At 73.2% G+C, this 6,978-nt stretch carries 5 protein-coding genes and 1 pseudogene; 4 read left to right on the top strand and 2 right to left on the bottom strand.

From position 1 onward, the window contains the following. The first annotated feature begins 376 nt into the window (after window positions 1-376). Genes E1166_RS28245 through E1166_RS28260 form a run of 4 tightly spaced genes read left to right on the top strand, consistent with a single transcriptional unit; the run spans window position 377 to window position 5,143 of the window. Window positions 377-2,167 carry a hypothetical protein gene (locus E1166_RS28245; RefSeq protein WP_243710568.1) on the top strand — a complete coding sequence of 597 codons (1,791 nt, stop codon included), beginning with the start codon at window positions 377-379 and terminating at the stop codon, window positions 2,165-2,167. Continuing rightward, window positions 2,164-3,630 (top strand): NADH-quinone oxidoreductase subunit NuoF family protein, encoded by a 1,467-nt coding sequence (locus tag E1166_RS28250; RefSeq protein WP_132270744.1) that lies wholly within the window; start codon window positions 2,164-2,166, stop codon window positions 3,628-3,630. Before E1166_RS28245 ends, E1166_RS28250 begins: the two co-directional genes overlap by 4 nt. Window positions 3,631-3,650: 20 nt before the next feature. Beyond that, window positions 3,651-4,253 (top strand): redoxin domain-containing protein, encoded by a 603-nt coding sequence (locus tag E1166_RS28255; protein ID WP_132342929.1) that lies wholly within the window; start codon window positions 3,651-3,653, stop codon window positions 4,251-4,253. Further along, window positions 4,253-5,143, top strand: a complete 891-nt coding sequence (locus E1166_RS28260; protein WP_132342930.1) for a cytochrome c biogenesis protein CcdA — start codon at window positions 4,253-4,255, stop codon at window positions 5,141-5,143. Before E1166_RS28255 ends, E1166_RS28260 begins: the two co-directional genes overlap by 1 nt. Here E1166_RS28260 and serS read toward each other — a convergent pair. Both serS and E1166_RS31255 read right to left on the bottom strand, forming a co-directional pair. After that, window positions 5,127-6,413, bottom strand: coding sequence for a serine--tRNA ligase (gene serS, locus E1166_RS28265; protein ID WP_132342931.1), 1,287 nt, complete (start codon window positions 6,411-6,413; stop codon window positions 5,127-5,129). The genes E1166_RS28260 and serS overlap by 17 nt on opposite strands. A gap of 108 nt (window positions 6,414-6,521) precedes the next feature. Further along, window positions 6,522-6,978: pseudogene (locus tag E1166_RS31255) on the bottom strand (MerR family transcriptional regulator); the annotation flags it as partial.

Raw genomic sequence — 6,978 nt, forward strand, 5'->3', positions numbered from 1 at the left:
GTGCCGGGTGGGTCGCCGGGGCCACGTCGGTGCGGTGCAGGGCCGAGTAGACCAGCAGGAGGAGCGCCAGCAGTGCCGGTACGCCGAAGAAGGCGGTCAGCCAACCAACCCGAGCAGAAAAACGGTCGAACAGCACAAAAGCACTCTAACGCCATGCCTCCGGTTTGGCGGGCTCATCCGCGTCGGGTTCGGCCGGAGGCGCCGGGGCGGCCCCGATCCCGGCAGCTCCCGGGCACTGGAAGGCATTACACGCGCCGGAAGCCGGGGTGGTTCGAAAAAGGCCCGAGAAAATTCCACACGGACACTGATCCGCGGACCCTACCGCTCCGTACTGGATGGGGGAGCAGGTCGGCCGGTGGCGGTGCCGCCGTGAGACATGATCGAGGAGCAGATGGCCCGGGCAAAGCAGAACCAGAAGGCGGAGGCCGTCCGTACGAGCACCAGCAGCCGTGGTGTCCGGACCGTGTCCAAGTCCTCGATGGCACTGATGGGCGCCTCCGCGTTCGGCCTGGCGTGGGCGGGCATCGAGATGTCCGGCAACGGCGGGGCCATGTACGCGTACGGCTTCGTGTTCACCGAGTTCTTCGCCGGGGTGGCCACCCTGGTCTCGCTCAGTCTGACGGTGATGCTGGGTCTACTCGCCACCGACCGGCTGGTGTTGCAGGCCCGGCACCGGCTGCTGCTCCAGTCCGCCCACCGCGCCACCGGCATCCTCGCCGTCGCCGGCCTGATCTTCCACATCATCACCAAGATCTCCATCGGTCGGGCCGGTCCCACCGACGCCGTGGTGCCGTTCATCGGCGGCTACGGCCTCTACGTCGGTCTCGGCACCGTCGCCTCGTTCCTCATGGTCAGCGTCCTGTGGACCGGGCTGGTCCGGGTCCGCTTCGCCGGGGTCGGACCGAAGTGGTTCTGGCGGGCGCTGCACTCCATGGCCTACCTCGCCTGGCCGTTCGCGCTGACCCACGGTCTCAACGTCGGTCGTAAGCCCGCGACCTGGGTGATGCTGAGCTACCTGGTCTGCGTGGTGCTCGTGGTGGTCGCACTGCTGGTCCGGCTCTCGGTCTACCTCACCAGACGCAGCCGGGAACAGACCCAGGCCGCCGCGCTGAACGCGGCGATGACCGGCAAGGGCGAGGAGAGCAAGACCAAGATCCTGCTCGGCGGTCTCGGCCTGCGCAAGGGCGAGGAGGAGGAGAGCCGGGGGGCCCGCAGCGGTTGGGCGGAGACCACCGCCGGGTCGTGGGGGGCGGCACCCACTGCCGCCACCCGTCGCGACCCCGACCGGTTCACCGTGCCGGTGGTGCCCGAACCCGGCACCCTGCGCGAACCGGTCCGCGCCGGCCGCTCCCGCCGCGAGGTGGAGGAGCCGGAGCCGCGTCGCCGCGAGCGGGACTCGACGCCCGCTGCCCGGCGCACCGAGCGGGTACGCGACGAGGAGCGGTCCAGCCGCCGTCGCGAGGAGGACGTCGCCCCGGTCTCCAGCGGTCGCCGCGCCCGGTACGAGGAGGACGAGGACGTGCGTCCGGTGTCGTCCGGTCGTCGGGCTCGGTACGAGGAGGACGAGGACGTGCGTCCGGTGTCGACGGGCCGTCGCGCCCGGTACGAGGACGAGGATGTCCGTCCGGTGTCGTCCGGTCGTCGGGCTCGGTACGAGGAGGACGAGGACGTGCGTCCGGTGTCGACGGGCCGTCGCGCCCGGTACGAGGACGAGGATGTCCGTCCGGTGTCGTCCGGTCGTCGGGCTCGGTACGAGGAGGACGAGGACGTGCGTCCGGTGTCCACCGGCCGTCGCGCCCGCCGCGACGACGACGATGTGGCCGCCCGCTACTCCGCGCCGCCCCGGCGTCGCACCGCCGATCCCGAGGAGCCCTGGGACAGCCCGCGCCGCTGGGAGAGTTCCCGGCCCATCTCGGCTGAGCCGGTCTCCGCCGGCCGGCACAGCATCGAGCCGGACGTGCCCGAGGAGCCCGACTACTGGCGTCCGCCGGCCCGGTACGTGGCCGACGACCTGCCCGTCGACGACACCCCGACCCTGGTCGACCTCGCCTCCCGGCGCAAGATGCGGGCCACCGGCGACAGCCGGTCCGGCCGGCGCAAGGGCCGGGCCGACGCGGCCGAGGTGGACGGAGCGTACTGGGCCGGGCTGCGGGGTGAGGCCAAGTGAAGCGGACCAAGGTGCCCCCGGTGGCCTGCATCGGCGAGCCCCGGCTCACCGCCGGGTTCGCCGAGTTCGGCCGGCTCGACCTCGTCGCACACGAGATGGTGCACGGCCCGATCGGGCCGATGGAACCGAGCAACCTGCTCCGGCTGGCCGAGAGCATCCAACTCAAGGGCAAGGGCGGCGCGGGCTTCCCCTTCTTCACAAAGCTCAAGGCGGTGCTGGACTCCTGCAAGCGGCAGGACCTGCCTGCCGTGGTGGTGGTCAACGCCACTGAGGGGGAGCCGGCGAGCTGGAAGGACAAGGTCCTGCTCACCCGCGCGCCGCACCTGATCCTCGACGGCGCGGCGCTGGCCGCGTACGCGCTCGACGCCGAGGAGATCGTGCTCTGCGTGGCCGACGACCTCGTCGGCCTGGACTCGCTCACCGAGGCCCTCCAGGAACGCCGGATGCCGGTGCCGACCGGCATCGTCACCGTGCCGCACCGGTTCGTCTCCGGCGAGGGGGGCGCGCTGGTCAACGGGATCAACGGTTTGCCGCACATCCCGCCCGGCACCAAGAAGCGGTCCAGCGACTCCGGCGTGCGGAACCTGCCCACCCTGCTGTCCAACGCCGAGACGTACGCCCAGGTCGCCATCGCGGCCCGGCTCGGTCCGTACGAGTACGCGGCGCTCGGCACCGACGACGAACCCGGCACCGTGCTGCTCACCGTGACCGGCCAGGCCAAGCGGCCGGCCGTGGTCGAGTGCGCCGCCGGCACCCCGCTGCGGGAGATCCTCGACCTGTGTGAGGTGCCGGACGGGCCGGGCATCCTGACGGGCGGCTACCACGGCCGGTGGATCACCCCGGAGGCGGCGGACAAGGCGTTGGTCTCCCGCGCGGGTCTCACCGCGGTCGGCGGCACCCTCGGCGCCGGCATCATCGTCCCGCTGGGTCGGGACACCTGCCCGCTCGGCGAGGCCGCGCAGGTGGTCCGCTACCTGGCCGGCGAGTCCTCCGGCCAGTGCGGGCCGTGCAAGCGGGGCCTGCCCGACCTGGCCCGCGCGGTCGACCTGGCCGTCTCCGGCAGCGCGCCGGTCGAGGTGGTCCGGGCCGCCGCCGGTGACGTCAAGGGACGCGGCGCGTGCAGCCACCCCGACGGCACCTCCCGGTTCGCGCTCTCGGCGATGGAGGTCTTCGGCGACGACCTGAAGCTGCACACCACCGGGGAGGGCTGCGGCAAGCGGGTCAAGGGCGTGATGGGACTGCCCGGCGCGCCCGATCCCGACCCGAAGAAGCTCGCCCTGGACTGGTCCCGCTGCGACGGGCACGGGCTCTGCGCGCACGTCGTGCCGGACTTCATCCGGCTCGACCAGAACGGATACCCCGCCTTCCCCGCCACACCGGTGCCGACCTGGCTCAAGGAGGGCGCGATGAAGGCGGTCAAGGTCTGCCCGGCGCTGGCGCTGCGGCTGGTCGACGCGAAGTAGCCCACCGAGAGGAGACCGGGATGCGGTCGTACCCCGGCAACACGACGGGTGGCCGGCCGCCCGCCCGGCTCGTCACCGCCGCCGCGCTGACGGTCGCGCTGGCCAGCTGCGCGGGCGGAGAGCCGCCCCGGACGCAGCCGGTCAACGAGGTCGCCGTGGTGGCCACCGCCACACCGCCCGCCACCGCCACACCGCCCGCGAGCGGCTCGGCGGCGCCCGTGTCGGAGACGCTGAGGTTCACCGCGAAGACCCTCGACGGCGCGGCCTTCTCCGCTGCCGACCTGGCCGGCAAGCCGGTGGTGCTCTGGTTCTGGGCGCCCTGGTGCGCGACCTGCGCCAGTCAGGCGTGGACGGTGGCCGAGATCGCCCCGCAGTTCCGGGACCGGGTGCCGATCGTCGGCGTCGCCGGTCTCGGCCAGCACAAGGCCATGAAGGACTTCGTCACCGAGTTCGAACTCGGCGGCACCCTCCAACTCGACGACCGAACCGGCGCGCTCTGGCGGCGGTTCGAGGTCGTCGAGCAGAGCACGTTCGTGGTCATCGACCGGAACGGCAAGGTGATCCACCAGGGCTTCCTCGACGGCGAGGACCTCACCCGCCGGGTCACCGCGCTGGCCGGCTGATGGAGGCGCCGCTACTGCTCGCGGTGACCGCCGGCATGCTCGGCGCGGTCAACCCGTGCGGCTTCGCGATGCTGCCCGCGTACCTGTCGCTGCTGGTGGCCGGGGCTGCCGACACCCGGGGCGCCGTCGGCCGCGCGTTCACCGCCGCCGCCGGCCTGACCACCGGGTACGTCCTGGTCTTCGGCGCCTTCGGCCTCGCGTTGGCACCGGCGGCCGACTGGCTGCGCCCCCGGCTGCCCTGGTTCACCGTCGGGCTGGGCGTGTTGCTGCTGGCGCTGGGCTGTTGGCTGCTCGCCGGCCGGCGGCTGCCCACCGTGCGCCCGCTGGCCCGGGCACCCCGGCTGACCCGGTCGTGGGCGTCCACGGTGGTGTTCGGCATGGCCTACGCGCTCGCCTCCCTCGGCTGCGCGATCGCCCCGTTCCTGGCCATCGTGGTGACCAGCCTCCAGGCCGGGTCGGCGGCGCGGGGTATGGCGCTCTTCGTCGGGTACGCGGTCGGGATGGGGCTGGTGGTGACGGTCGCCGCGCTTGGTGTGGCGCTGCTGCGCGGCCAGGTGGTGGCCCGGCTGCGCGGCGCGGGGGCGTGGGTGCCCCGGCTCAGCGGCCTGGTGCTGCTGCTCGCCGGCGGCTATGTCGCCTGGTACGGCTGGTACGAGGTGCGGCTGGCACTGGGCCGGCGGGACGCCTTCGGCGACCCGGTGGTGGTCGGCGCGGCCCGGGTGCAGCAGGCGCTGGTCTCCGCGCTGGACACGGCCGGCCCGGCGGCGCTCGCCGGCGGGCTGGTGGTGCTGCTGGCGGTCGCGGCGCTGGTCCGGCGGCGGGGCCGGACGACGGCGGCGGAGGGCGGGTCGCCCGACCCCCACCGCCGGCGAATCAGCGTCTCGGGGTGAGCCGGTCGGTGCCGAGCCGGTCGCGGAGCACCTGTGGCACCAGCACCGAGCCGTCGGGCTGCTGGAACTGCTCCAGGATGGCCGGGAAAAGTCGGCTGGTGGCCAGTGCCGAACCGTTGAGGGTGTGCACGAAGCGGGTCTGCTTGCCGCCCGGCTCCCGGTACCGGATCGCCGCCCGGCGGGCCTGGTAGTCGCCGCCCCAGGAGACCGACGACACCTCCTTGTACTTGCCGGTGCTGGGCATCCAGACTTCGATGTCGAGGGTCTTGCGCATCGCGGCGCTGGCGTCACCGGCTGCCAGCAGGCTGGTCTGGTGGTGCAGGCCCAGCCGCTCGACCAGGCTCTCCACGTGGCCGACCATCGACTCCAGCGCGGCGTCGGCCTGCTCGGGCAGGGTGAACTGGAAGATCTCCACCTTGTTGAACTGGTGGCCCCGGACGGTGCCGCGCTCGTCGGAGTGCGAGCCGGCCGCCTCCCGGCGGTAGCAGGGGGTGTACGCGAACCGTTTCAGCGGCAGCGCGGCGGTGTCCAGGATCTCGTCCTGGTACGCCCCGAGGATCGCTGTCTCCGCGGTGGGCAGCAGGAACTGCCCGCGCGGCGCGGACTCCCGGTCCAGGTGGTAGACGTCGTCGTAGAACTTCGGGAACTGGCCGGCGGCGAAGCCCGCGGTGTCCAGCAGCAGGTGCGGCGGGAGCAGGAACTCGTACCCGGCCTTGATGTTCTGCTCGATCAGCCAGTTGACCAGCGCCCACTCCAGCTGGGCGCCCAGGCCGGTGTACATCCAGAAGCCGGAGCCGCCGAGTTTGACCCCGCGTTCGTGGTCCACCAGACCCAGCGCCCGGCTCAGCTCGACGTGGTCGCGCACCTTCTCGATCACCGGCGGCTCACCGAAGGTCTTCACCACCCGGTTGGCCTCCTTGCCGCCGGCCACGACGTCGTCGGCGGGCAGGTTGGGCAGCTCGCTCATCGCGCCGCGCAGCCGGGACTGCACCTCGTCCAGCTCCGCCTCCAGCTCGGCGAGCTGCTTGCGGCCGGCCTCCGGTGCGGAGACCTCCGGTTCGGTGCCGGCGCGCTTCGCCGCCGCGTACGCCCGCGCCTCCGCCTTGCGGCGCTGCCGCTCGGCGTCGATCCCGGTGATCAGGGCACGGCGTTCCTGGTCGAGCCGCTGGATCTCGTCCAGGACCCGGTTGACCTCGGCGGGATCCAGTCGCTTCGCCAGCGCGGTCGCCACCGCCTCGCGATCCTTCCGGATCAACTCCATGTCGAGCATGCTGCTCCGTACGCCTCCGTCCGGGAAGTCAGGTGGGAACCCACCGATGCTACCGTCGCGTCCACTCACGCCCGGTACGCCCGTACCCCGCGGCCACCGATGGTGCGCTCAGAGCCGGATCGGCATGAGGACGGAGAAGGCGTCCTCGTCGTCCGGGCGGCGGATGGCCAGCGGCGCGATCGGGCCGTCCAGCTCCAGCACCAGCTGCCCGCCGCCGGCGGCGTCGAGCGCGTCCAGCAGGTAACGGCCGTCCACCCCGACCCGTACCCCGGTGGTCGGCTCGTCCGGGGCGAGCACCCGCAGCCCCCGCTCGTCGGCGCCGAGCACGGTCACCGCGTACCGCCGCCCGGCGTGCTCCCGGTCCAGCGTGGGGGCGTCGGGGGCCCGCAACGCCGTCCGCAGGGCGGCGGCGTCGACCGGGAACCGGTGTGCCGGTGGCGCACCGGTCGACCGGGGCAGCAGCCGCCGGTAGTCGGGGAAGTCGTCCGGCATGGTCGCGCCGGCGACCTCGCGCCCGTCGACGGCGGCCACGACCCGTGTGCCGGTCAGGGTCAGGGTCACCGTC

The organism is Micromonospora sp. KC213 (assembly GCF_004348325.1).
Taxonomy (GTDB): domain Bacteria; phylum Actinomycetota; class Actinomycetes; order Mycobacteriales; family Micromonosporaceae; genus Micromonospora.